Annotated in this window: 24 protein-coding genes; 13 read left to right on the top strand and 11 right to left on the bottom strand. The window is 69.1% G+C overall.

Features of this window, described 5'->3' with window-relative positions; genetic code table 11:
* Positions 1–60: 60 nt before the first annotated feature.
* The 4 genes from AB0B91_RS17065 to AB0B91_RS17080 form a co-directional block, all read right to left on the bottom strand.
* On the bottom strand, positions 61–1,131 hold the full coding sequence (locus tag AB0B91_RS17065) for a serine hydrolase domain-containing protein (protein ID WP_358319796.1): 1,071 nt from the start codon (positions 1,129–1,131) through the stop codon (positions 61–63).
* 216 nt (positions 1,132–1,347) lie between these two features.
* The gene (locus AB0B91_RS17070) at positions 1,348–1,971 is read right to left on the bottom strand and encodes a TetR/AcrR family transcriptional regulator (RefSeq protein ID WP_358319799.1); all 624 of its coding nucleotides are present in this window, start codon (positions 1,969–1,971) and stop codon (positions 1,348–1,350) included.
* A gap of 291 nt (positions 1,972–2,262) precedes the next feature.
* A complete protein-coding gene (locus AB0B91_RS17075) occupies positions 2,263–3,045 on the bottom strand; it encodes a DeoR/GlpR family DNA-binding transcription regulator (protein ID WP_358319802.1) in 783 nt (260 codons plus the stop codon).
* 153 nt (positions 3,046–3,198) lie between these two features.
* The gene (locus AB0B91_RS17080) at positions 3,199–3,363 is read right to left on the bottom strand and encodes a hypothetical protein (protein WP_358319805.1); all 165 of its coding nucleotides are present in this window, start codon (positions 3,361–3,363) and stop codon (positions 3,199–3,201) included.
* Positions 3,364–3,499: 136 nt separating this feature from the next.
* Between AB0B91_RS17080 and AB0B91_RS17085 the strand changes: the two genes are divergently transcribed.
* The 4 genes from AB0B91_RS17085 (at position 3,500) to AB0B91_RS17100 (ending at position 9,213) form a co-directional block, all read left to right on the top strand.
* Positions 3,500–4,153, top strand: coding sequence for a hypothetical protein (locus AB0B91_RS17085; RefSeq protein WP_358319807.1), 654 nt, complete (start codon positions 3,500–3,502; stop codon positions 4,151–4,153).
* A gap of 133 nt (positions 4,154–4,286) precedes the next feature.
* Entirely contained in the window at positions 4,287–5,402 is a 1,116-nt protein-coding gene (locus AB0B91_RS17090) for a serine hydrolase domain-containing protein (protein WP_358319810.1), read from the top strand.
* Between the two features lie 18 nt (positions 5,403–5,420).
* Positions 5,421–8,267: a BTAD domain-containing putative transcriptional regulator gene (locus AB0B91_RS17095; RefSeq protein WP_358319813.1), complete on the top strand. Its 2,847-nt coding sequence runs from the start codon at positions 5,421–5,423 to the stop codon at positions 8,265–8,267.
* A 49-nt stretch (positions 8,268–8,316) separates the two neighbouring features.
* On the top strand, positions 8,317–9,213 hold the full coding sequence (locus tag AB0B91_RS17100) for an alpha/beta fold hydrolase (protein ID WP_358319815.1): 897 nt from the start codon (positions 8,317–8,319) through the stop codon (positions 9,211–9,213).
* Here AB0B91_RS17100 and AB0B91_RS17105 read toward each other — a convergent pair.
* Positions 9,210–10,025 (bottom strand): SDR family oxidoreductase, encoded by an 816-nt coding sequence (locus AB0B91_RS17105; RefSeq protein WP_358319818.1) that lies wholly within the window; start codon positions 10,023–10,025, stop codon positions 9,210–9,212. The two genes, AB0B91_RS17100 and AB0B91_RS17105, sit on opposite strands and share 4 nt — an antisense overlap.
* Positions 10,026–10,107: 82 nt before the next feature.
* Here AB0B91_RS17105 and AB0B91_RS17110 point away from each other — a divergent pair, with 82 nt between their 5' ends.
* Positions 10,108–10,533: a MarR family winged helix-turn-helix transcriptional regulator gene (locus tag AB0B91_RS17110; protein ID WP_358319821.1), complete on the top strand. Its 426-nt coding sequence runs from the start codon at positions 10,108–10,110 to the stop codon at positions 10,531–10,533.
* A 31-nt stretch (positions 10,534–10,564) separates the two neighbouring features.
* On the opposite strand, the gene AB0B91_RS17115 is transcribed toward AB0B91_RS17110, so the two are convergent.
* Entirely contained in the window at positions 10,565–11,443 is an 879-nt protein-coding gene (locus AB0B91_RS17115) for a glycosyltransferase (protein WP_358319824.1), read from the bottom strand.
* Positions 11,444–11,747: 304 nt separating this feature from the next.
* Here AB0B91_RS17115 and AB0B91_RS17120 point away from each other — a divergent pair, with 304 nt between their 5' ends.
* Positions 11,748–12,101 carry a hypothetical protein gene (locus tag AB0B91_RS17120; protein WP_358319826.1) on the top strand — a complete coding sequence of 118 codons (354 nt, stop codon included), beginning with the start codon at positions 11,748–11,750 and terminating at the stop codon, positions 12,099–12,101.
* 10 nt (positions 12,102–12,111) lie between these two features.
* Here AB0B91_RS17120 and AB0B91_RS17125 read toward each other — a convergent pair whose 3' ends face one another.
* Both AB0B91_RS17125 and AB0B91_RS17130 read right to left on the bottom strand, forming a co-directional pair.
* Positions 12,112–13,293, bottom strand: coding sequence for an MFS transporter (locus AB0B91_RS17125; RefSeq protein ID WP_358319829.1), 1,182 nt, complete (start codon positions 13,291–13,293; stop codon positions 12,112–12,114).
* A gap of 56 nt (positions 13,294–13,349) precedes the next feature.
* The gene (locus tag AB0B91_RS17130; protein WP_358319832.1) at positions 13,350–14,318 is read right to left on the bottom strand and encodes a winged helix-turn-helix domain-containing protein; all 969 of its coding nucleotides are present in this window, start codon (positions 14,316–14,318) and stop codon (positions 13,350–13,352) included.
* A 98-nt stretch (positions 14,319–14,416) separates the two neighbouring features.
* Between AB0B91_RS17130 and AB0B91_RS17135 the strand changes: the two genes are divergently transcribed.
* Complete coding sequence (locus tag AB0B91_RS17135; protein ID WP_358319835.1) at positions 14,417–14,950, top strand: dihydrofolate reductase family protein; 534 nt, start codon at positions 14,417–14,419, stop codon at positions 14,948–14,950.
* A gap of 57 nt (positions 14,951–15,007) precedes the next feature.
* Here AB0B91_RS17135 and AB0B91_RS17140 read toward each other — a convergent pair whose 3' ends face one another.
* Positions 15,008–15,397: a VOC family protein gene (locus AB0B91_RS17140; RefSeq protein ID WP_358319838.1), complete on the bottom strand. Its 390-nt coding sequence runs from the start codon at positions 15,395–15,397 to the stop codon at positions 15,008–15,010.
* Positions 15,398–15,600: 203 nt separating this feature from the next.
* On the opposite strand from AB0B91_RS17140, the gene AB0B91_RS17145 reads away from it, so the two are divergent.
* From AB0B91_RS17145 to AB0B91_RS17155, 3 genes are all read left to right on the top strand, one after another.
* Positions 15,601–16,152, top strand: coding sequence for a sigma-70 family RNA polymerase sigma factor (locus AB0B91_RS17145; protein ID WP_358319841.1), 552 nt, complete (start codon positions 15,601–15,603; stop codon positions 16,150–16,152).
* The gene (locus AB0B91_RS17150; RefSeq protein ID WP_358319844.1) at positions 16,149–16,994 is read left to right on the top strand and encodes a hypothetical protein; all 846 of its coding nucleotides are present in this window, start codon (positions 16,149–16,151) and stop codon (positions 16,992–16,994) included. Before AB0B91_RS17145 ends, AB0B91_RS17150 begins: the two co-directional genes overlap by 4 nt.
* Before the next feature lie 371 nt (positions 16,995–17,365).
* On the top strand, positions 17,366–17,902 hold the full coding sequence (locus AB0B91_RS17155; RefSeq protein ID WP_358319847.1) for a DUF1345 domain-containing protein: 537 nt from the start codon (positions 17,366–17,368) through the stop codon (positions 17,900–17,902).
* An 85-nt stretch (positions 17,903–17,987) separates the two neighbouring features.
* Here the strand turns inward: AB0B91_RS17155 and AB0B91_RS17160 are convergent, their stop codons facing one another.
* Positions 17,988–19,310: an NAD(P)/FAD-dependent oxidoreductase gene (locus tag AB0B91_RS17160; RefSeq protein ID WP_358319849.1), complete on the bottom strand. Its 1,323-nt coding sequence runs from the start codon at positions 19,308–19,310 to the stop codon at positions 17,988–17,990.
* 8 nt (positions 19,311–19,318) lie between these two features.
* The gene (locus tag AB0B91_RS17165; protein ID WP_358319851.1) at positions 19,319–19,888 is read right to left on the bottom strand and encodes a PadR family transcriptional regulator; all 570 of its coding nucleotides are present in this window, start codon (positions 19,886–19,888) and stop codon (positions 19,319–19,321) included.
* 123 nt (positions 19,889–20,011) lie between these two features.
* Between AB0B91_RS17165 and AB0B91_RS17170 the strand changes: the two genes are divergently transcribed.
* The 3 genes from AB0B91_RS17170 (at position 20,012) to AB0B91_RS17180 (ending at position 21,994) form a co-directional block, all read left to right on the top strand.
* Positions 20,012–20,335: a helix-turn-helix transcriptional regulator gene (locus tag AB0B91_RS17170; RefSeq protein WP_358319854.1), complete on the top strand. Its 324-nt coding sequence runs from the start codon at positions 20,012–20,014 to the stop codon at positions 20,333–20,335.
* The gene (locus AB0B91_RS17175; RefSeq protein WP_358319856.1) at positions 20,332–21,195 is read left to right on the top strand and encodes a hypothetical protein; all 864 of its coding nucleotides are present in this window, start codon (positions 20,332–20,334) and stop codon (positions 21,193–21,195) included. The genes AB0B91_RS17170 and AB0B91_RS17175 overlap by 4 nt, the downstream gene beginning before the upstream one ends.
* 118 nt (positions 21,196–21,313) lie before the next feature.
* Positions 21,314–21,994, top strand: a complete 681-nt coding sequence (locus tag AB0B91_RS17180) for a DUF2993 domain-containing protein (protein ID WP_358319859.1) — start codon at positions 21,314–21,316, stop codon at positions 21,992–21,994.
* Positions 21,995–22,074 lie beyond the last annotated feature (80 nt).

Below are 22,074 nucleotides of genomic sequence, written 5' to 3' on the forward strand. Positions count from 1 at the left end.
TTGCTGCAGCGGCCAGGGCTGGTGTCGGCGGCGCGTGTGACAGGAGCCGATGGCGGCGGATCAGCGTGAGGGGAGGCAGAGAGCGGCGTCGAGGGTAGCGAAGAGGTGCTTGTCGTCCTTTGGGGTGCCGGTGACGTAGACGGTGGCGGCCCTGCCCGTGCGGTTGCGTCCGCTGAGCACGCGGACCCCCGGCAGGCCGCCGTCGTGCATCCAGGCAGGGCCGCAGCTCAGCGGGTACGTGTACAGGCCGAGGCCGTAGCGGCTGCCCTTGGGGTCGGATGCGGGGACCGGGCCGGCGAGCATAGTGCGCAACGTCGGCTCGGGGATGGCCTGCCAGAAGCGGTTGAGGTCATCCGGCGTGGAGATGAGGCCGCCGCCGGCACCGAAGGCATAGCCGGGCATCTGGGTCGTGTCCGTCTCCCCGGACTTTGGGGACACGGGGCTGACGCCGTACGTGTGAGCGTGCCGGCCCCGGATGCCGAGTTCGCCGTTCTTCGGCCAGTAGGTGCCAGGCAGGCCCTTCAGCACGCCGTCCTCGCTCACCTCACGGAAATCCTTGCCGGTCACCTTCTCGATGAGCAGGCCCGCCACCAGGTAGTTGGTGTTGGAATAGGACCACCGCTCGCCCGGTTTGCCGACGAACGGGCGGGTCATGGCGAGCGCGAGGTGGTCGGCGGGGATGGCGGGCTTGGTCCAGTCGACCAGGTCGAAGTACTCGGGCAGGCCGCTGGTGTGCTGAAGCAACTGGCGGACGGTGACCCGCGCGCCGTGCAGCGAGCTCGGCAGGTAGTGCTCGACCTGCTCGTCCAGGTTCACCTTGCCATCGGCGACCAAGCGCATCACCGTCGCCGCGATGACCGGCTTGGTGATGCTGGCCGCGCGGAACCGGCCGTCGCCACCGACCATCGGCTTGCCGGTGCCGCGCTGCGCAGTACCGGAGGTCCATGTCGTCGTGCGACCGTTACTGTCACGCACCGAAAGCACCGCACCGGCCAGGCCGTCCTGCCTGGTCAGCCGGTCCACCTGCCGCTGCACGGTCTTGTCTGAGGCCGGGACGGCGGTGGCCATGGCGGGCGAGGCGGCGCCCAGCAGGACGGCTGCTGCTGCGGCGGCGGCAAGGGACTTACGCATTTGGGACATCTCCTTGTACCTGAGGTGATGTCCCAATCCTTGGATTTCTGGACTCCGAGATCAGTCATGCCGTCCCGCTTATCCGTGGTGAGGCCAGCACTACCAGGGGTCCCGGAACGGAGGACGCGGCACCAGCGGCAGCGTCCGCTCATGGCCAGGGCTTCGCTACTCTCCCGGCGGCCGCGGACAATTTTAGGCTTCGGGCGCAGGTGCTGCCTAGCCAATCGGCAAGCCGTCGCCGGAGCCGCATTCGCGGCTGCCACCGCCTTGCAGCACGTAAGCCACCCCATGGGCCAGCGTGTCGGCGAATGCCGGCAGCCGCTCGCGTTCCTCGAGGAGAAGGAACAGCCAGGCGAAGATCGGGCCGAGCAGGAGCGCGTGCACCACTGCCGGATCGGGGAGCCGTGACAACTCGCCACGATCCACCGCCCGTTCCAGCACCTCCATGACACAGTCGCGCTCGGCTTTGACGAACGTTCCCACGAACGTGGCGGTCATGGCACTATCCGCATGTACGTCGGCCAGCAAACCCGGCACCACTCCCGGTGACGGCGTGGCCAGGCTGGTGACAATGTCTCGGGCGACCGCGGCCAGGTCGGCGGCCAGCGAACCCGCGTCGAGTGGAGTCGCGAGGTCCAGGTCGTGCATGACCGCCGCGAAGATCATCTGTTCTTTCGTGGCATGGCGGCGGTAGATCGCGGCCTTGCCGACTCCAGCCCTGGCCGCCACGGCGTCCACAGTGAGTCGCGCGTACCCCTGCTCGGCCAGCAGTTCCCTGGCCGCCGCGGCAATGGCCCCGTCCACCCGGCCGTCCCTGGGACGACCCACTGGTTGGCTCATGCGACGGAGCTTATACGGAACTGCCGGAACCGTAATGCGACAGATCCAACATCGCATCCGCACCAGAACAGGCACATCGACAGGTAGGGACGGGGGACACGGCTTCCGGCGGCAGTACAACCGGCGTCTGTCCCGCCTCCCGGTGGAACAGACCACGCTGTTCGAGCGCTTCCCCACCCTGCGACTGGCGGTGCCGCCGGAGGAGGTGCCCATGCCGTACGGACATGACCATCTACGGCGTGCACCGGCTCCCTGTCACCTGGCAGCCGGTGCACGTTCGTGGACAGCGCACTAGCCGACCTGGGCGATGTCGACCCGGTGATGCCGATCCCGGAGCCGTTGTACGGCCTCGGGAGGCGCGTCCGAATCGACCACGATGACGTCGAAGGCCTCGAGAGGAGCGACCCTGTGCAAGGCCACCCGGTCGAGCTTCGTGTGGTCGACCGCCAGGATGCAGCGCGTCCCCGCGGCCACCATGGCCCGCTTGACCAGCACGATCTCCTGCTCCTGATGGAAGGCGAGCCGATCGGAGATCGCCGAGGTGGAGACGACGACCGTGTCGGTGTTCATCGCCTCGACCGCGTCGACACAGGCCACGCCCAGGAAGGAGTCGTGCGTCGGGTAGTACTCGCCGCCGAGCGCCATGAGCCGGATGCCCGGCATGGGGGCGAGCAGCTTGATCGCCTCCAGGAAGTTCGTCACCACGGTCAGCGGCGCCGCCTCGTCTAGATGGCGGGCTACGGCCAGCGCGGTCGTGGAGTCGTCGATCATGACCGAACTGCCCGGCTCGATCAGCCCCACCACATGCCGGGCGATCGCCTCCTTCTCCGCCGTCTGGGCGGTCTTGCGGTAGGCGATGTTGCTCTCGAAGATGCTGGACGCCTGGGCACTCGCGCCACCGCGATACTTACGCACCATGCCCTGGCTCTCCAGCAGATCCAGGTCACGATGGACGGTCATCACGCTCACGCCGAACGCCTCGGCGAGCTCCGTCATCGAGGCCGAGCCCTGCCGCAGGACATGCTCCGCCATGGCCTGGCGCCTGGTGGCCCCACCGGCCGCGCGTGACTTCACCTACGGCACTCCCCATGCATCGGTGAGACCTTCACGAATCCTTATAATCTCTCACACCGCCGGCACCATGAGGAGCGACCTGGCATGCCCTGACCCCAAACCGACGGTCAATTTTTAAGCGACATCAAAGTTGTAGCGACACCAAATTTATGGCTAGGGTGACGCCTCATGACGTTCACCTTCGGCATCTATCCCGGCGCCCTGCTGGGCACCGCCACCGGCGCCGTACACCTCGCCCACCCCGATCATCCGGAGCGGATCGAGGAAGCGCTGCGGCAGTTGCAGGCTGACGCGCCGACCCTGCTCGTACGCGGCCACCGTCGCACCCGACGCGCCGCCCACCCCCGCCGACCCGGAGCGCTACCTCGCCAACGGCCGCGCACTCGACCTGGTCGTCACCTTCCGAGAGCCGACGGGCGCCCTGGAGGGCTGGCTGGACTTCATCCGGGCCACCGTGCGGGACGAGGGGGCACGGCTGGCGAGCCTGCAGATCTGCGAGGAACCCAACGCGAACCTGCCGGTCCTGGACGGCAGCATGCCCAACGTCCACCAGGCGCTCGTGCAGGGCGTGATCGCGGCCAAGGAGGAGGCGCGCGCCCGCGGACATGACCTCGCCGTCGGCTTCAACGTGGTGCCGACCTTCAACCCCGCCGACACCTTCTGGAACGACCTCGGCGCGGTCGCCGACGACCGCTTCCACCAGGCACTGGACTACGTCGGCCTGGACTTCTTCCCCGACGTCTTCCGGCCCATCCCCGCCGAGCAGCTGGCGGCGGCGGTCGAAGCGGTGCTCACGGGGCTGCGGACCGCCGACCTGGCCAAGGCCGGCATCGGCGGCGGCGTGCCGATCCGCGTCTGCGAGCACGGCTGGCCCACCGGCCCGGAACGCGGCGAGGAGCGCCAGGCCGAGGTCATCGAGGAAGTGATCCGGACCCTGGACAAGCTCCGCGGCGACCTCAACATCACCGGCTACTCCCTGTTCGGCCTGCGCGACGCCAACAGCGCGGGCGAGGGACTGTACGACCGGTTCGGTCTGCTGCGCGACGACTACACGCCCAAGCCGGCCTTCTCCACCTACAGCAAGTTGATCGCGGAACTGACGCACTGATTCCACCCACGGCCCGCAGAAACGGCGAGGAAACACCTGCAGGCCTACAAAGTCCTTGAACGTCGGCGCGCTGGGAGCGTCTGTGCCCTAGCAGACGCTCCCAGCGCGTTCCCACGAGGAAAGGACCATGGTTGTGAATCGTGCTCGTCTCGCCGGTCTGGCCTGCGCGATGCTGACTCTGAGCATCGCCGCGCCCGCCACCGCTGCCGATCGGCAGCAGACCGGGAACGTGCAGGAGGCGCTGAACGCCCTGGCGAAGACCACTGGAGTGGTCGGCGCCATCGGCGAGCTGTACGTCGACGGCAAGCGCGTCGGCCAGGGTTCGGCCGGCTCCCGCCTTCTCAACGGCAAGGGCGGAAAGATCCCCGCCGACGCCCGCTACCGCATCGGATCCCAGACCAAGCAGATGACCGCCACGGTCCTGCTGCAACTGGTCAAGGAAGGCAAGCTCGGCCTGGACGACAAGCTCAGCGATGTCCTGCCGGAAGTGGCTCAGCAGGACGCGGTGGAGCGGGCCGACGAGATCACCGTACGGCAGCTGATCCGGCACACCTCCGGCATCCCCGACCTCTTCGCCTCCGGCCGCTTCGACGACTTCGACTTCACGACCTACCACCCTCCGATCGAGCTGGTGAAGGCCGCACGCGGTCTGCCCCGGACAGGGGAGCCGGGAGAGAAGTTCACCTACTCCAACACCAACTACATGCTCCTCGGCATGATCATCGAGAAGGTGAGCGCCCATCCCCTGCCCGCCGAATTCACCCGGCGCATCTTCGCCCCCCTCGGGATGAGCCACACCTATCTGCCCACCAAGCCACCTGCGGGCATCAAGGGCCCGCACGGGCATGGCTACTTCCCCGACTCCCAAGGCAAGCCGCGCGACGTGGACCGGCAGAACGCGAGTTTCGGGTACGCGGCCGGAGGGGTGATCTCTACCGCCCGTGACGCCAGCACCTTCCGGCGCGTGTTCGTCCAAGGCAACCTGCTGCCGGCGGAGCTGCAGAAGGTGATCACCGACCCGCCGGAGGACGCACCGCCCCAGCCTGCTCCCGGCAGCCGCCTGTGCGGCGGCGAGCCCCTGGTGCAGGCGATCGCGGGCAGCGGGCCCGGCTTCATGGCCGTGACCTTCACCTCGCTCGACGGCCGCCTGCAGTTCGCCGTGTCCGCCACGTTGAACGTCAGCAACATGGAATACTCCCCAGACGCCATCGACCAGGCGGCCAAAGCGGTGATCTGCCCTGGAAAATAGCCCTTCGGAGGAGAGCTGATGACCATGGATCTGCGGTTCGCCGTGTTGGGCCCGTTGCGGGGCTGGCGAGGCGAGAAACCGCTGGATCTCGGTCGCCCACAGCAGCAGGCGTTGCTGGCGCTGTTGCTGCTGCGCCAGGGCCGGGCACTGTCCGATGAGGCGATCGTGGACGGGCTGTGGGGTCAGGCGCCGCCCGCGCGCCCGACGCACGCGATGCGGATTCTGGTCTCGCGGTTGCGGCCGGTTCTGGAGCCGGACGGGTCACCCTGGAAGGTGCTGACCACGGTCTCCGGCGGCTACGCGCTGCGGCTTCCGCCGGGCGCGTTGGACGCCGCGGTGTTCGAGGAACGGATGGAGGCGGCCGACAAGGCCCGGGCCGCCGGAGAGCTGAGCCGATCCAGGGACCTGCTCTCCGAGGCGCTCGCGCTGTGGTCCGGCGTCCCGTTGCTGGGGCTGCCTGGACCGCAGGCCGAGGCACATCGAGCCCAGCTGACCGAACGACGGCTGCTGGCCCTGGAACAGCGGCTGGAGCTGGACCTGGAGTTGGGTCGTCACCAGCGGCTGGTCGCGGAGCTGACATCGCTGTCCGAGGAGTTCCCGTTGCGGGAGCGCCTGCGGGTGCTGTTGATGCTCGCGCTGTACCGGTCCGGACGCCAGGCCGAGGCGCTGGCGGTCCACGCCGCCACGCGCGGGTTGCTCGCCGACGAGCTCGGCGTCGACCCCGGTCCCGAACTCACCACCCTCCACCAGGCGATACTGCGCGCCGACCCGGCACTGGCCGCTCCTGTTCAGGCGCCTGCCCGTACGGCTCCCGCCCAGCTTCCCGCCGACGTCGTCGATTTCACCGGACGGCAGGCGCTGGTCGGGGAGCTGACCGGCCTGCTTCACGAGGGCGCGAGCCTGGTCATCTCCTCGGTGTCGGGGATCGGCGGCGTCGGCAAGACCGCGCTGGCCGTCCACGTGGCCCATCTGGTCCGCGACCGCTATCCCGACGGGCAGCTGTACGTGGACCTGCGCGGCGTCGAGGCGGCCCCGCTGGCGCCGGCGGCCGTGCTCGCGGCGTTCCTCCGCGCGCTGGGCGTCTCCGGTGACACCATCCCCGAGGACCTGGACGAGCGGGCCGCGCTGTACCGCACCACGCTGGCGAACCTGCGGATGTTGGTCGTCCTGGACAACGCGGCCGACGCCGACCAGGTCCGCCCGCTGCTGCCGGGTGCGACCGCCAGCGGGGTCGTCATCACCAGCCGGGCCAGGCTGATCGGCCTCAACGCCGACCGGATGATCGATCTGGCGGCGCTCACGACCGGCGAGGCGCTGGAGTTGTTCACCCGCATCGTCGGGACCGCCCGCGTCGCCGCCGAACGCCAGGCCGCCGAGCAGGTGGTCGCCGCCTGCGCCTGCCTGCCGCTCGCGGTCCGCATCGCCGCCTCCAGGCTGGCAGCCCGGCCGGGGTGGACCATCGCCTCGCTGGTCGCCCGGCTCGCCGACCAGCGCCGCCGATTAGCCGAGCTGCGCACTGGCGACCTGGCGATGGAGGCCACCTTCTCCCTGGGGTACGGCCAGCTGGACGTCGGCCAGGCCAGGGCGTTCCGGCTGCTGGCCGTACCGGATGGCGATGACTTCTCGGTGGCCGCGGCGGCGGCCGTGCTGGATCTGGAAGAGTGGGCGGCGGAAGATCTGTGCGAGTCGCTGGCGGACGCCGGGCTGCTGGAGGCGCCGAGTCCGGGCCGATACCGCTACCACGACCTGCTCAAACTGTACGCTCGCGGCCTTCCCGAGCAGGACCGGGACGCGGCGTTGCACCGGCTCGTCGACTTCTACCTGGCCACCGCCAGAAGCGCGCAGTCAGTGCTGGAGCCGGACGCGCTCTCGACCGCCCGGCAGTCGCCCACCGCCTCGCCCGGCCTGGCCTTCGCCGGCCATCCGGCGGTGGCGGGGTGGCTGGACGCCGAGGTGGCCAACCTGTTCCACACGACCCTGCAGGCCGCCTCCGATCCGGCCGTGGCGGATCTGCTGTACGTGCTGCTGTACGTGGCGCGGGTGCACCTGCGATGGGAGCAGATCCGGCAGATCGCCCAGGCGATCGCCCGGGCCGCGGCCGAGCGAGGCGACCGGCGCAGCCACGGGCTGGCCCGTACGGCTGTCGCGGCGATGCTCATCTACCAGCGGTCGCTCAAGGAGGGGGTCGAGGAGGGGACGGCGGCCCTCGCGCTGGGCCGGGCGATAGGCGACCCGGTGATCGTGGTGGAGAACCTGCAGGTACTCGGCGCCGCCGCGATGATCCGGCGTGACTACGAGAGCGCCATCGGTCATCTCACCGAGGCGCTCCCCCTCCATCGCGAACTGGGCGATGTGGCGGGAGTAGGGGCGGCGCTGGGGATCCTGTCCCGGGCCTGCCTGGCGCTGGACAGGCAGGACGAGGCCGTCGACCTGGCCAGGCAGGGCGTGGAACTGGTACGGGAGACGGGCCGCTCGCGGGATCTCGGCACCCGGCTGTACGACCTCGGCATCGTGCTGCACGGGGTCGGTCGGTGCGACGAGGCGGCCGAGGCCTGGGCGGAATCGCTGACGCGGCACCGGGCCGCCGGTGATCGCCTGATGGAGGGCGGCGCCCTGTTCCGGCTGGCCGAATGCCATCTGGCGGCGGGCCTGTTCGATGAGGCCAGGGCACGAGCGGAAGAGGCCGTGGCGGTGAACGTCGAGATCGACGCCGTCTGGGAACAGGCTCGGGCGCTGACCACACTCGGCAAGGCGCTGTCGCAACTGGGCCAGGAGGAGAGCGGCCGAGCCCGGCTGCGGGAGGCGTTGGAGATCTTCGAGCGCCTCGACGTCCCCGAAGCGGCGGACGTACGCGCGTTGCTCTGACGGTCGCGTGGCAGTCGGTTGGCAGTCGAGATCCAGCACCGTTGTCCACATGACAGAGACCACTGTGGAAAAAGTGACCTTCGACGCCGACGGCGTCACCCTCGCCGGGCACCTGCACCTGCCCGCCACGGCCGACCGCGGACTGCCCGCGGTCGTGGTGGCAGGTGCGTGGACCTCGGTGAAGGAGCAGATGGCCGGGCTGTACGCGCGGAGACTGGCCGAGCGCGGTTTCGCCGCGCTGGCCTTCGACTTCACCGGGTTCGGCGAGTCGGGCGGTGAGCCGCGTGACGTGGAGTCGCCTTCGCTGAAGCTCAGGGACCTGAGCCACGCCGTGAGCTTCCTCTCCTCCCTGGACCGGGTGGCGCCCGCCCGGATCGGCGCGCTGGGCATCTGCGCCGGTGGCGCGTTCGCCGCGGTGGCGGCCGCGGACGATCCCCGCATCGCCTCACTGGCGCTGGTCGCGCCCGGTCTGCAGGACGGCGAGTTGATGCGGCTCGCCCTGGGCGGCGAGGAGGCCTTCACGGCGCGGTTGGCGGCAGGGCAGCGGGCCCGCGCGCACTTCGAGGCGACCGGCGAGGTCGAGTACGTGCTCGGAGTCAGCGAGACCGACTCCACGGCTGCGATGTTCGGCCCGTACGCCTACTATCTGGACCCCGCCCGAGGCGCCATCCCCGAGTGGGGGAACAGGTGGGCGACCATGGCCTGGGCCGAATGGCTGACCTTCGAGCCGCAACCGTCCGCGGACCGCATCACCGCGCCCGTGCTCATCGTGCACAGCGAGAGCGCCGGGATCCCGGTGGGCGCGCGCCGGTTCGCCGACCGGCTGACCGGGGCCAGGGAGCTGGTCTGGCTGGAGGGCCGCGGCCAGTTCGACTTCTACGACACCGAGCCCACGGTCACCGAATCCGTGGACAACGTCGCCCGCCACCTGCACGCCACCCTCTAGCCGATGTCGTGGGCACGGTGCAGGCCCAGCCTCCGGTTCAGGTGCCCGGTCAGCCGGGTGACCGTGATGCGGGGCAGCACCCGAGGAGCCCACGACGCAACCCTGTTGATCGCCCGCCCCGGATAGGAGTTGACCGCGCCCCTGGCGAAGGCGTCGAGGGTCTTGACCGCGACGCCTTCCGGCGCGTCGGTGAACGCCGGATTCATGGTGACGGAGGTGCCGTCGAAGAACCCCGTGTCGGTGGCTCCGGGGTGGGCTCCCATGACGCGTACGCCAGTGCCGCGGAGTTCCTCGGCGAGCGACTCGGTGAACGACAGCACGAACGCCTTCGTCGCCGCGTAGCCGGCCTGGTACGGCATCGGCTGGAAGGCGGCCGTGGAGCCCACGTTGATGATCCCACCGTGGCCTCTCTCGGCCATGCGGCCGCCGAACACGTGGGTCAGGCTCATCAGGGCGGTGACGTTCAACTCGACGGAGCTGACGTTCCTCTGGAGCGGAGTGCTCAGGAACGGGCCGACGGCGCCCGCTCCCGCGTTGTTGACCAGCAGATCGACGGTAGAGCCCTGCCGGTCCAGCTCCGCGATCAGGCCCGTCACCCCGTCGGGAGCGGTGAGATCGGCCGTCACGGGGTCCACGTCGACCTGGTGCGCCTCGCGGATCTCGTCGGCGACCCGGCGCAGCGCGTCGCCGGAGCGGGCCACGAGCACGAGATGAGCGCCTCGCCGCGCGAGTTCGCGCGCGTAGGCCGCGCCGAGTCCCTTGGATGCGCCAGTGACGAGCGCGGTGACACCGCGGTACCTGTACATGACCATCCCCAACCTCATTTACTTCGAGCCTCAAAACAAAAGCAGGCTAACAGCTTCGAGCCTCGAAACAAACTGCTACCCTCAAGGCATGACGAACCAGGCGCTGGAGCAGGTAGTGCGGGCCAGTCATGAGGTCTTCATGCTGACCGGCGACCGCATCGCCAAGGCACTAGAGGAGCTCCGGCTCACGCACGCGACGGCGCAGGCCCTGTGGGCGATCGATCCCGGAGAGCCCGCGCCGTCGATGAGGATGCTGGCGGGCCGGCTGTTCTGCAACGCGCCCAACCTCAGTTTCGTCGTCAACCAGCTGACCGATCGCGGGTACGTCGAGCGTGCCGTCGACCCCGGCGACCGGCGTTCGCGGGTTGTCGTGCTGACCGAGGAGGGTCGGCGGGTACGCGAGCGAGTCATCGACGTGACGCTCGCCCAAACCCCGTTCGCCGGCTGCGAGCCGGACGACCTGAACCGACTCGCCGAAATCTTCCAGCGGGTTCTGAGCCGCACCGGCCAGTAAGGCCGGGAGCTACCCGGACGTCGAGTGATCGTCAGCAGACAGGGGGCCGTCCCGCCCGGGCCAGCCGTGCCACCGTGGACCAGCGCATCGGTGTGCGGGCGCCGTACCCTCCGCGCAGCCCCTCCGCGAGTCCGGCAAGCGAAGCGCGTAACGCCGCAGGGTCTCGGAAGCGCCACAAGGTCGTCAGGGCCCAGGTGGCGAGGTTGAGGGGGATCAGCGGGGCGGGCAGGTTGCGGAGTGCCAGCCAGACCCGGTTGCGGGCGTTGAGCCGGTAGAAGGCCGCATGGCGGGCCGGGTCGGTGGCGGGGTGATGAACGATGACGTCGGGCGCGTAGTGGCCGATACAACCGCGGTCCCACAGCCGCCAGGCCAGGTCGACTCCCTCATGGAAGAGGAAGAAGTGGCCGGGCCATCCGCCGACGGCCTCGAACACGTCGCGGCGGACCATGACGACGCCTTCGGCCATGACGGTCACGGTGCCACTCCGGTCGGGGCGGGAGACGCGCAGGCGGGGCACCCAGCGCCGCAGGGTGCGACCGGTGACCGGGTCGGCGATGCGCGGCTGGACGTAGGCGCGGCGTGGGTCGCGGGTGAACTCCACTGCGAGGCGGAGCAGCGCGTCGGGGGTGGGGAGTACGGCGTCGTTGTCGAAGAAGAAGATCAGGTCGCCCTTCACGTTGGCGGCGCCCACGTTGCGCCCCTCGGGAATGCCCACGTTCGTCGGCAGCTCGACGGTCCGCACGCCGTCCGGCACCTGCTCCGGCGTGCAGCCGTTGCCGACCACCACCACGTCCAGGTCGACGCCTTGCTGGGACAGCAGGGAGCTCATGGCGACGGAGAACTCTGCTGGCCGGTCGTTCATGGTCAGGACCACGGCGCCGACTGTGGGGCGCGGGGTGCCAGTGTTCACCGGTCTTCCTTTGCTGCCTCAGGCGCGCTGGTACCGACGACGTCATGGTCACAGGTGATTCGTTCGGCTACCGCTCACCGTGTCGCCATACCGTCGTCACACCACGGACGCCTCACCCTATTAGTCGGAGATGGTCGGCGGGGACCGATCGGGCAGCGCGTCGCAGCGCGCGATGTCCTGTGACTCTGACGAGAGCGCGCGAGTGGCAAGATCGGGATAACGTGGCGCCTTCGGAGGTCTCAGGCACCACCTTCGACCATCGCGCCAGCGTGGAGACGTTCTGCGAGAGGGAGGATGCGTGGCAGTGGCACGAGTAATTGTGGTCGGCCTCGATCCCGCCGAGATCCAGGGCTGGGACCCGGAGCCGGTCCAGGCGGCGATAGCACGCGGTCAGGCCCGTTTCGACGATCATGGCATCGAGGCCGACTGGTGCCTGCTGGCACTCGACAAGAACCCCGAAGGAGCGCTCGTAGAGGCGCTGACCCGCGGAGACTACGCCTGCGTGGTGATCGGGGGCGGCATCCGCAAGCACGAGCCGTTACTCGAATTCTTCGAGAAGGTGGTCAACCTGGTCCGGCAGCACGCGCCCGACGCGGCCATCGCCTTCAACAGCAGCCCCGAGGACTGCGCCGACGCGGCTCTACGGTGGCTGCGCTGACCGGCGGAGGTCAGTTGGACCGGCGGGCGACGGCCGGCATCAGGGTGAAGGCGAACACGGCGCACAGGATGCCCGTCGCGGCGCAGGCCCACCACAGCGCGTGGGCTTGGAACAGAATGGCGCCGACGGCGGGCCCGGCGAAGCGGGCGATGGCGGTGGTCCAGCCGTACAGCGCCTGGTAGGTGCCGTGTGCTCCGTCGGGGGTGAGGTCGGCGATCAGTGCCGCCTCGAAGCCCGCCATGCCGATCTCGCCGATCGACCACAGCACCACCGTGGCCACGTAGTGCCAAGGCTGGCTGGCCACGCCGGTCAGCGCGAGGCCGACGCCCACCACGGTCATGGAGACGCCGAGGACCGGCAGGCGGGGCAGGCGGGACAGCCACGTGATGAACAGCGGCTGGAAGATCACCACGATGGCGCCGTTGACGGTGATGAGCAGCCCGTAGAAGGAGGCCGGGAGCCCGTCGGCGGCCAGGGCCAGGGGCAGCGCGTACGAGGCCTGCGCGTACAGGATCAGGCCGATCAGCAGGAAGATCAGCGCGGCCATCAGCACCCGGTCGCGGGCCGCGATCGCGTACCCGTTGCGCGCGGGCTTGGGCGCGGCCTTGTCGTGGCCGCGCGGTATGCCAACGTACACGATCACGGCGAACGCGACGCTCGTGGTGACGTCCAGGATCACCAGGAGCCAGAACCCGTGGGCGAGCAGCAGGCCGGCGATGGCGCCGGCGGCGGCGGTGCCGACGTTGACCGCCCAGTGCATGAGCCCGAACGCCTTGGGCCGCAGGTGCGGCGGGGTGGTCTCGGCGACCAGCGCCGAGGCGGCGGGCCGGTAGACGTCGCCGGCCAGTCCCATGGCCACGGCCGATGCCATGAGCCAGGCCAGGCTGCCGGCGACGCCGATGAGGATCAGGCAGGTCGCGGTGGCCAGTAGGCCGCCGATCAGGGTGAGACGGCGGCCGAACCGATCGGCCAGGTACCCGCCCAGGGGCTGCCCGCCCAGGCCACCCAGCCCGTACGCCGAGATGACGGCGGCGATCTGCGCGGCCGCGTACCCCCGGCCGGTCAGGTAGAACACCAGGAACGGCAGCACGACCCCGCCGAACCGGTTGACCAGTTGGCCGGAGAACAGCAGCCAGAACACCTTGGGCAGCCCCTGGAACACGGTGGGGCGGGCGGGAGCCGTGATCGTCATGCCAGCATGGTGCGGGCGGCCTGCGGGGTGAAGCGACACATTCGGCCCCCGCCGAATCAACCGTCCATCAGGGCGTGGGCGCGAGGGGTGCGCACGTAGAGCACGGCCCGGCCGACGCGGTGCTTGGTGACCAGGCCGGCCGACAGCAGGAGCGCGAGCTGCTCGGAGACGTTCGCGGGCGACAGGCCGGTACGGCGTGACAGGTCGGTGGTGGAGGCCGGTGCGTCCAGTTCGGTGAGCAGCAGGGCTCGGGAGCGGCCGATGACGGCGGCCAGCGCGTCGGGCGCGGGCGCGGTGCCGCGCTCCCACAGAGTGGCGATGGCGCGTACCGGATAGGTGATGATCGGCTGGCCGGGTGAGTCGGTGCGGTAGAACAGGCCGGGCCAGACGAAGATGGACGCGGCCAGCAGCAGCCCCTCGCCGGCCAGCACCCGGGACATCTCCTCGGGACGCTGTTCCAGGTGCAGGTTGCGGCCTTCCCAGCGGATGGCCGAGTGCATGTCCGCGAACACCCCGGCGGGGCCGTGTTCGGCGTACTGCCTGGTGCGATAGAGCAAGTCGCCTTCGAGGAGGTTGCGCATGCGTGGCCAGTGCGGGGCGAAGGCGAGCTGCCAGTAGGTCTCGATGGCGAGCACCAGCCGTTCGAGGCCCGCGGCCGGATCCTGGTGGAGCTCCGCGGCGCAGCCGGTCAGCGGGCCGAGCTCGCTCGCCATGCGGTCGAGGTCGGCGCGGATGACTTCGTGGGGGGTGGCGCGCAACACCGCCAGCTCCCCCGCCAGTTCCGGAGCCGGACCAGTGGGGACGGGACAGAGGAAATCGGGGATGTAGCCACCGCCGGTGATGAGGTCGAGCAGCGGCCCCAGCTCACTGCCGAGCTGCGGGCGTACCTGCTTGAACCAGGGCAGATGCAGGGCGCGTTGGGCGGGTGTGCGGAGCGCGTGGATGCTGGCGGCGACCTCCCGCAGCGGGGAGAAGGCGAACCTGAGAAAGGACAGATCATAGGCGGAGAACGCCAGTGTGAGCATGCCCGGGGGCTCCTTGGATTCGGCTGCGGCCGAATGTATCGCAGAGGCCCACGACCAGGCCACACCATGACTCCTACAACGCAACCTAGGAGAACCGCATGCGCAACGTCGTGCTCTACCACCTGATGTCGCTGGACGGGATCGCCTACGAGGACGGCGACTGGCTGGCCGACGACGGCCCTCAACTGGTCGCCTACCTCGGCCGGGTCATCGCCACCCAGGACGACGTCCTGCTGGGGCGCGGGACGTACGACTACTGGGCCGGCCACTGGCCCACGTCGGACTTCCAGCCCTTCGCCGACTTCATCAACGGCACCCGCAAGCACATCGTCACCTCCAGCGCGCCCACCCAGGAATGGGCGAACTCCACCCCGGTCACCACCCCGGTGCGCGACTACGTGACCGCCCTGAAGCAGGGATCCGGCGGTGACATCGGCATCCACGGCAGTATCGAACTCGCGCGTTCCCTGCTGCAGGCCGGGCTCGTCGACGAGCTGCGGCTGGTCGTGGCACCGGCGGTGGTCGGGCACGGCAGGCGGGTGTTCGAGGGCGACGACGTCCAGTCGTGGAAGCTGCTCGATCTCGAGCGGGGCAAGAACGGCACGCTGTTCCTGACCTACGGCCGCTGCTGAATGGAGCCGTCCGCTAGGTCACACAGAGGCCTCCGTCGCACCGCCCCCAACAGCAAATCACACCGTCTCGACGTAAACGCTGATTTCGATGAGGTTGCGGTCGGGGTCGCGCACGTAGACGCTTTCGATCGACCCCAGGGCGCCGGTACGGTGGACAGGCCCCTCCTCGATCTCCACATTGTGCCGCGCCAACTCGGCCATGACCTGCTCCAGCGGGACAGCGCTGATCAGGCAGAGATCAGCGCTGCCGGGCACCGCGTGGGCGGCCTTCGGCTCGAACTCGTGGCCCGCCTCGTGCAGATTGATCTTTGAATGGCCGAACACGAGCGCCTTGCGCCCCTCGCCGAAGGTGATCGGCTCCATGCCGAGAACGCGGCTGTAGAAGTCGACCGTCGCCTCTAGATCGGCGACGGTCAGCACCAGGTGATCGAGGCGGTCGATACGCATCAGGGGTCCCATCGTCACTCGGTGATCACGGCAGGCGGCCATCGTGACACGCCCTTATGCCATCTTTCCCATCGGGGGTTCACCCGGCCAAACGCCCCAGTGGGGAGACCGGGAGTCACGGCGACCACGAAGTGTCGTGTCACAGGCGGAAATATCCGGACACCTACTCTCATGTGACATTGCCTTATCGGAAGGACGACGACGTGGGAGCAGTGGAGCCTCGGCGGCGTTTCGAGGCGCTCTATACGGAGCACTACGCGGCCGTCTCCGCCTACGTCCGGCGACGTACCGACCACCCCGACGACACCGCCGACGTGATCGCCGAGACGTTCACGACAGCGTGGCGGCGGCTCGACCACGTGCCGCCCGATGACCGGGCCAGACTCTGGCTGTACGGCGTGGCCAGGCGCACCCTGGCCAACCACCGCCGCGGCGAGTCGCGCAGGACGGCCTTGACGTCGCGCCTGAGCGAAGAGCTCGCCGCCTGGCTCGACCCGGAGGTGAGCCAGGCCCCCGGGGCGACGCGCGAGGCCTTCATGCGCCTGTCCGAGGACGACAGGGAGTTGCTGTCTCTTGTCGGATGGGAGGGGCTCGGCAACGCCGAGATCGCCAAGGTTCTGGGCTGCACGCGCATGGCCGTACGGCAGCGCCTGCACCGCGCCCGCAAGCGTTTCGCGGCCGAACTGGCCGCCATCGATGTCGATCTCAACAGGTACGGCTCGCGAGCCGTGAAGCTCGCGGAGGAGAGCGCGTGAACACCAACGTCGACGAAGCCATCAGGAACCTCGCCCCCGGCCGCGGCCCCGGCCTGACCCCGGTCGCGCGGGAGATGATGAACGCGATCATGGACGCGGAGCCCGCGCCCGCACCTGTCATCCGTACGAGATGGCGCCCACTCCTCGCGCTCCCGATCACCGCGGCGGTCATCTCGGCAGCCTGGGTGATCCCTTCGGTCCTGACCCCCGCACCCGCCTCCGCGCTCGACATCAAAGAGGAGGGCGACCACTACGTCATCGAGGTCAAGGACCTGAACGCCAACCCGGAGGTCTACGAGAGCCAGCTGCGGGGGGCCGGTCTCGACATCTCGCTGAATGTCGTACCCGCCACGCCGAGCTTCGTCGGCGAGATCAACCCGGGCGCGCACGAGCCTCAGGACAAGATCAAGACCATCGACCGGCCTGAACAGTGCAACCTGCACCGCAGTTGCCCGATCGGTATCACCATCGCCAAGGACTTCGCCGGCTCAACGATGATCACGCTCGGCCGCGAAGCCCGTCCCGGCGAGGAATACCAGATCGTCGCGGGCCTTGACTCGCCTGGTGAGCCCCTGCACTGCGTGCCCTTCTACAACAGGCCCGTGAGCGAGGTACGGGCGCTGTTGAAGGGGCGCGGGCTGGCCGTCGACCAGTACGTGATCTCCGACCAAGCCAAGCCAGGCAAGGAACCACAGGTCAGGACGTCGGTGCCCGACTCCATGTACGTGACCGGCGGCCATCTGAGCCAATACGGCATGGTCTCTCTCACCGTCGGCGACGCACCGATGTCCTCCGAGATGGTGGCGTCGCTGAACAAGAAGTCGGGCTGCGCGACCGGCTGACACCAGCGAACGGAACACGAGCTTCAGGGTGTGCTCCCGCGGGGGCGAAGCACGCCCTGAAGGCAACGGCCATGACGCAGCACGATCCTCCGGGAGGCGAGCGGCGAGGTGGACAGAAGCCGAACCTCTCCAGACCACCTTCCCGGCGCCGTTCGGCGATGAGGCGGCCAGGGCGACCCCGTCACAGGCCGGATTGCCTGAAGACCCTACTCTGAGAAGAGTTGGTCGGAGGGGGGTGACCCGTGATGTGGCCGAAGGTGGCGTCAGGGCCGGCCGGAATCTCACCGCGCCGGACTGCGCTGATCGCGGCCGCCAGCGGGTTGCTGGCCTTGGCTGTGGCCGCGGTGGTAGTACCGCTGCCATTTGTGCCGTTGATCGGCTGGGACATGGCGGCGTTGGTGTTCCTGCTCGTGACCTGGTGGCGGATCGCCCGGCTCGACGGTGCCGCGACCGCTGCCGACGCGCTACGGGAAGACTCGACTCGCGCGGGTGCGGATCTGCTGCTACTCACCGCTGCGGTGGCCAGCCTGATGGCCGTCGGCTACATGATCGTCCAGGGTGACACCACCGAGCCGTCCGTGGTCGTGCTGCACGCGGCGCTCGGTGTCGCCAGCGTGATCACCTCGTGGGCGGTGGTGCACACCGTCTATACCTTGCGATACGCCCGGTTGTACTACTCGGCTGGCGGCGGCGTGGACTTCCACTACAGCGAACCCGATGCCCAGCCGCAGTTCTCCGACTTCGCCTACCTGGCTTTCACCATCGGCATGACGTTCCAGGTCTCCGACACCGACTTGCGCAGCGCCACGTTCCGAGCGACCGCGCTCCGCCAAGCCCTGCTGTCGTACCTGTTCGGCACGGTCATCGTCGCGCTCGCCATCAACCTTGTCGCCGGCCTGAGCCGATAGCTCCCCGATGAAGCGCACGCGCTCAGCCGAGCCGCGCTCCCGCTCGACAAGCCCACCGAACCTGAGGCCAAGGACCGCGGCGGACTCAGCGCTCCCCGAACACCGCGCGGCCGAGGGGCGGGACGGCTCCGCAGGTGCGGAAGAACCATCGAGCCGCTGATCGCTTCAGCGTGCTTGTGGTGATCGCGCCTTCGGTGTTGCGTACGACCTCGCGGACCGTCTCGAACCCGTAGCGCAGCAAGTCCGCCTCGTACGCGCGCAACGCCTGCGGCAACGGCTCCTCGCCGCGGTCGGCCGCGGTGAGCGCGGCGCAGAGGCGGTGCGCGTCGCGCAGCGCCGTGTTGCCGCCGAGCCCGCCGACCGGGGGCATGTGGTGGACGGCGTCTCCGAGCCCGGTGACGTTGCCGGTCTCCCACGGATCGAGCGGTTCGGCGGCACTGAACCCGGTCTGGTACAGGGTGTCCGGGGTCGAGGCGGTGACGAGGCGGCGCAGGTCAGGATGCCAGCCGGCCGTCCGTTCGGCCAGCAACTCCCGTACCACGGCCGGATCGTCCTGAGTCTTCGACGTGAAACTCGCCGGGAGGGAGTCGCGGTGCGTGATGAACGCCCACAGGACATAGTCGTCGTCACGCGAGTCCGCCAGCAGGTGCTCCGGGTCGAGCCCGAGCGCGCGTATCCGGTCGCCGAGTCTGGCGATGATCGCCGCAGGGTCCTCGCGTCTGCGGAAGATCGCGGTGAACAGGAAGTCCCGGCGTGGCCAGAAGACGTTCCTGCCGGCCAGCAGCCGCTCCGGCAGCCATCGGCGGTTCTCCTCGGTGAGGAACACCTTGCCGGCGACCGCCATCGCCGGCAGTGCGGTGCGGCCCGCCGCCGGGTGGAGCTCGGCCCACACCCGGGAGTTGGCGCCGTCGGCCGCGATGAGCACGTCCGCGGTCGCGGTGGTGCCGTCGGCGAACTTCGCCGTGACCGTCCCGTCGTCCGCCCGAGCGAAGCCGGTGAACTCCTTGCCGAAGCGGACGACGTCGTCCAGGCCGGCCAGCAGCAGTTTGCGCAGGGTGACGCGGCTGACCGCGTGCTCGCTCACCGTGGGGTCGAGGGGGTCACGATCCGGGCCGTTCTGCCCGATGAGGATGAGCGGTCGCATCCGCTCGTCGAGGAAGCCGATCCCGGGCCCCGGATCGCCCGCGGTGGCCACCAGCAGCTCCCATAAGGCGGGTGGCAGGCAGGCGTGCAGGGCTACGCTCCCGGTCGGCTCGATGTTCAGCCGGAAGCCCTGGAGTCGCGAGTCGGGCGTGCGGTCCCGTTCGTAGACGGTGACGCGCACGCCGGCTCGCTTCAGGCCCTGCGCCAGGCAGAGCCCGCCGATCCCGCCGCCGATCACGGCGACGTCCAAGCGTCGAGGTGACATGGAGTTTCCTACTTTCCGGTAGGGGGCGCGCTGTCAGGTTCGCCGGCCATGTCCGCGAGCTCCGCCAGCAGGCGGTCATGCCAGGTGACCTCCGTCTCAAGCCGCATCAGGGTTTGGTCGAAGGCGATGGCTTCCAGCCTGGTGAGGTAGGGCTCGGCCTGGCTGCGCAGATTGCGCCAGAAGTCGAGTTGGACTGCGTACGAGTCGCGCCGCTGCTGGGCAGCGGTACGCAACTCGTCGAGACCGATCTCGCCGACGTGCAGGAGCACCAGTTGGATCGGATCCGGCCGGAGCGCGGTGTCGGCCAGGACGGACCTGATCACCGAGACCAGCTCGGTCCGACCTTTGTCGGTGATCCCGTACACCGTGCGGGCGGGGAGGTTGCCTTCCTGCTCGGTGCGGACCACTTCGACGACGCCCTCGTCCGCCATCCGGCGCAGCGCGCCGTACAGCGATCCGGGCTTGATGTCCGCCCATAGCTCGACCCGGTCGAGTTGCGCGGCGGCGCGGATCTTGTGCCCGTGCATGGGGCCGCCGTCGGCCAGGGCGCCGAGAATGAACAGGCGTGTTGCTCGCATATGAGTACTAAAACATGAGTAGTCGCAATGGACAAGTATGATCACTTACCTCGGAGTCAACTTCTAGATCTTCAAATATGCCGACGATCGGTATATAAAGATCCTGTGTCTAAGTTACGGTCCTTGCAGGAGCCTTCGTTCCTCATCCTGACCGCGCTGGCCGCCGAGCCTCAGCACGGTTACGGCGTCATCACCGACGTTGAACGCATCTCCGAGGGCGAGGTCCGGTTGCGAGCCGGGACCCTGTACGCCGCCCTGGACCGGCTCCAATCCGAGGGACTGATCGGGGAGGACCGGGAGGAGATCGTCGGCGGGCGGTTGCGGCGCTACTACCGGCTCACCGACGAGGGCAGCGCCCGTCTGGCCGCCGAGGTCGAACGACTGCGGCGCAACACCCGGACCGCCGCCGCCCGGCTGCGCACGCGCCCCGCCGGAGGTGTCGCGTGAGCGACCTCGAACAGCGTTACCGCCGCCTTCTCCGCTGGTATCCGCGCGAGCACCGAGAGCGGCACGAGGAGGAGATGCTCAGTGTGCTGATGGCGGCGGCGCGGCCGGGGCAGAGTCGTCCGGAGCCGCGTGACGTCCTCGACCTCGTCAAGGGGGCCGCCGCGATCCACGCGCGCTGGGCGTTCGGGCCGGAGTCTGCGGCGCGGTGGCGGGATGCGATGCGCGTCGTCGCGGTGGTCGGCCCCATAGTGCTGCTTGCCTACCAGATTCAGTTGGGATTCAGCGGTCCGACGCTTCTGTTTGGCATCCTGATCGTCTTTTTGGCCTGGACCAATCGCCGCCGGCCTGCTGCGGCGGTCGCGTGGATCTGGGCGATCCTGTCCAGCGTGGGCATGGTCGGCGCGTGGATGTTGTCGGCCAGGGGCGTCTCCTTGGACACGGGCGTGGCACTCGGAGGCATCGTTGGTTCCTTTGTGCTGGTGGCGGCGGTGCTGACCGGGGTGGCACAGCCGCGGCGAGGGCTGTCGCTGGTCGGGCGCGGACGGATACTGGCCTGGTCCGGGGCGGCTCTGACGGTGGCCGTCGTGGCCCGGCAGCCGTGGGTGATCCCGTGGGAGACCGCAGTGCCGCCTGATTTGCTCACGCTCGGGTTGAGTGCGGTGGTCTGCGGAGTAGCCGCACGGTCTCCGGTGGGACGTAGGAGCGTAATGGTGCTCTCACCGTTCATGCTGGCGATGTTTTCGCAGGTCATGACTATTGGGCTGTGGGGGATCGGGCTGTTGGGGCTGGGGTCGGCCGGGTTCCTGGTCGCCGCCTTCCGCTCCAGGTCGTTCACGCAGAGGGCCAAGATCGACCGGTGAGTGACGCTGGTATGGCGGCCAAGACCGCCCGCCCTCCTGAACCACCGACGCGGGCGATCCCTGACCGCTGCTTACTTCGCCGGCCAACACACGGCCGCCAACGCATGCGGAGTGCCCCATGCGCAAGGTGATCGTTTTCCTGATCGCGCTCGTCGTCCTCCTCATCATCGACCGAGTCGCCGTGGCAAGCGTCGAGCGCGACCTGGCGAACAGAATCGCCGCCGTCCCCAACTTCTCCGGCACGCCGGCTGTGTCAATCGAGGGCATCCCGTTTCTCACCCAGGCCGTGTCGGGGCGCTATCCAGAAGTGCGGTTCGATCTCGGCACCTTCAGCTATGGCGGCGTGCCGGTCACGAACTTGCGGGGCGCCGCGTACGACGTGAGGGCACCCCTGGCCGACGTCCTGCAGAACCAAGCCCATATCCGGGCCGGTCGCGTGAGCATCAGCGGCACCCTCACCAAAGCGACGATCGACAAATACGCCCCGAGTGGCGTGAAGATCGGCGGCAACGGGGGGCAGCTCACTGCTTCGGGAGAGGTGGCGATCGGGGCGAACAAGGTGAAGTTCAACGCCGAAGTGCGGGTCGAGGTCGCTGACGGGAAGATCAAGATCCAGGCCGACAAGATCCAGGGCGTGCCCATACCGGACCAGGTCGCACAGCTGATCTCCTACCCGATCCCGTTCAAGGGGGAACTGCCGTTCGATGTGAAGCTGACCAGGGTCAGAAGCGTGCCGGAAGGGCTGGAGCTCTCCGCCGAAGCGTTTGACGTGCCGATTGGCCCGCTTCACCCGATGTAGGGCGTCGACTTTCCTTGGCAGTTCCTCGATCTCATCCCGGCCCGGCGTGCAAGGCGACGCTGCCGGTCGGCTCGAAGCCG

The organism is Nonomuraea sp. NPDC049141 (genome assembly GCF_040648415.1).
In the GTDB taxonomy this organism is placed as follows: Bacteria; Actinomycetota; Actinomycetes; order Streptosporangiales; family Streptosporangiaceae; genus Nonomuraea.

Bases quoted from the DNA above. Each gene is read 5' to 3' on its own strand.
- AB0B91_RS17065 (WP_358319796.1), bottom strand. From the start codon at position 1,131: ATGCGTAAGTCCCTTGCCGCCGCCGCAGCAGCAGCCGTCCTGCTGGGC.
- AB0B91_RS17070 (WP_358319799.1), bottom strand. From the start codon at position 1,971: ATGAGCCAACCAGTGGGTCGTCCCAGGGACGGCCGGGTGGACGGGGCC.
- AB0B91_RS17095 (WP_358319813.1), top strand. From the start codon at position 5,421: ATGACCATGGATCTGCGGTTCGCCGTGTTGGGCCCGTTGCGGGGCTGG.
- AB0B91_RS17100 (WP_358319815.1), top strand. From the start codon at position 8,317: ATGACAGAGACCACTGTGGAAAAAGTGACCTTCGACGCCGACGGCGTC.
- AB0B91_RS17105 (WP_358319818.1), bottom strand. From the start codon at position 10,025: ATGGTCATGTACAGGTACCGCGGTGTCACCGCGCTCGTCACTGGCGCA.
- AB0B91_RS17110 (WP_358319821.1), top strand. From the start codon at position 10,108: ATGACGAACCAGGCGCTGGAGCAGGTAGTGCGGGCCAGTCATGAGGTC.
- AB0B91_RS17125 (WP_358319829.1), bottom strand. From the start codon at position 13,293: ATGACGATCACGGCTCCCGCCCGCCCCACCGTGTTCCAGGGGCTGCCC.
- AB0B91_RS17130 (WP_358319832.1), bottom strand. From the start codon at position 14,318: ATGCTCACACTGGCGTTCTCCGCCTATGATCTGTCCTTTCTCAGGTTC.
- AB0B91_RS17135 (WP_358319835.1), top strand. From the start codon at position 14,417: ATGCGCAACGTCGTGCTCTACCACCTGATGTCGCTGGACGGGATCGCC.
- AB0B91_RS17140 (WP_358319838.1), bottom strand. From the start codon at position 15,397: ATGCGTATCGACCGCCTCGATCACCTGGTGCTGACCGTCGCCGATCTA.
- AB0B91_RS17160 (WP_358319849.1), bottom strand. From the start codon at position 19,310: ATGTCACCTCGACGCTTGGACGTCGCCGTGATCGGCGGCGGGATCGGC.
- AB0B91_RS17165 (WP_358319851.1), bottom strand. From the start codon at position 19,888: ATGCGAGCAACACGCCTGTTCATTCTCGGCGCCCTGGCCGACGGCGGC.
- AB0B91_RS17180 (WP_358319859.1), top strand. From the start codon at position 21,314: ATGCGCAAGGTGATCGTTTTCCTGATCGCGCTCGTCGTCCTCCTCATC.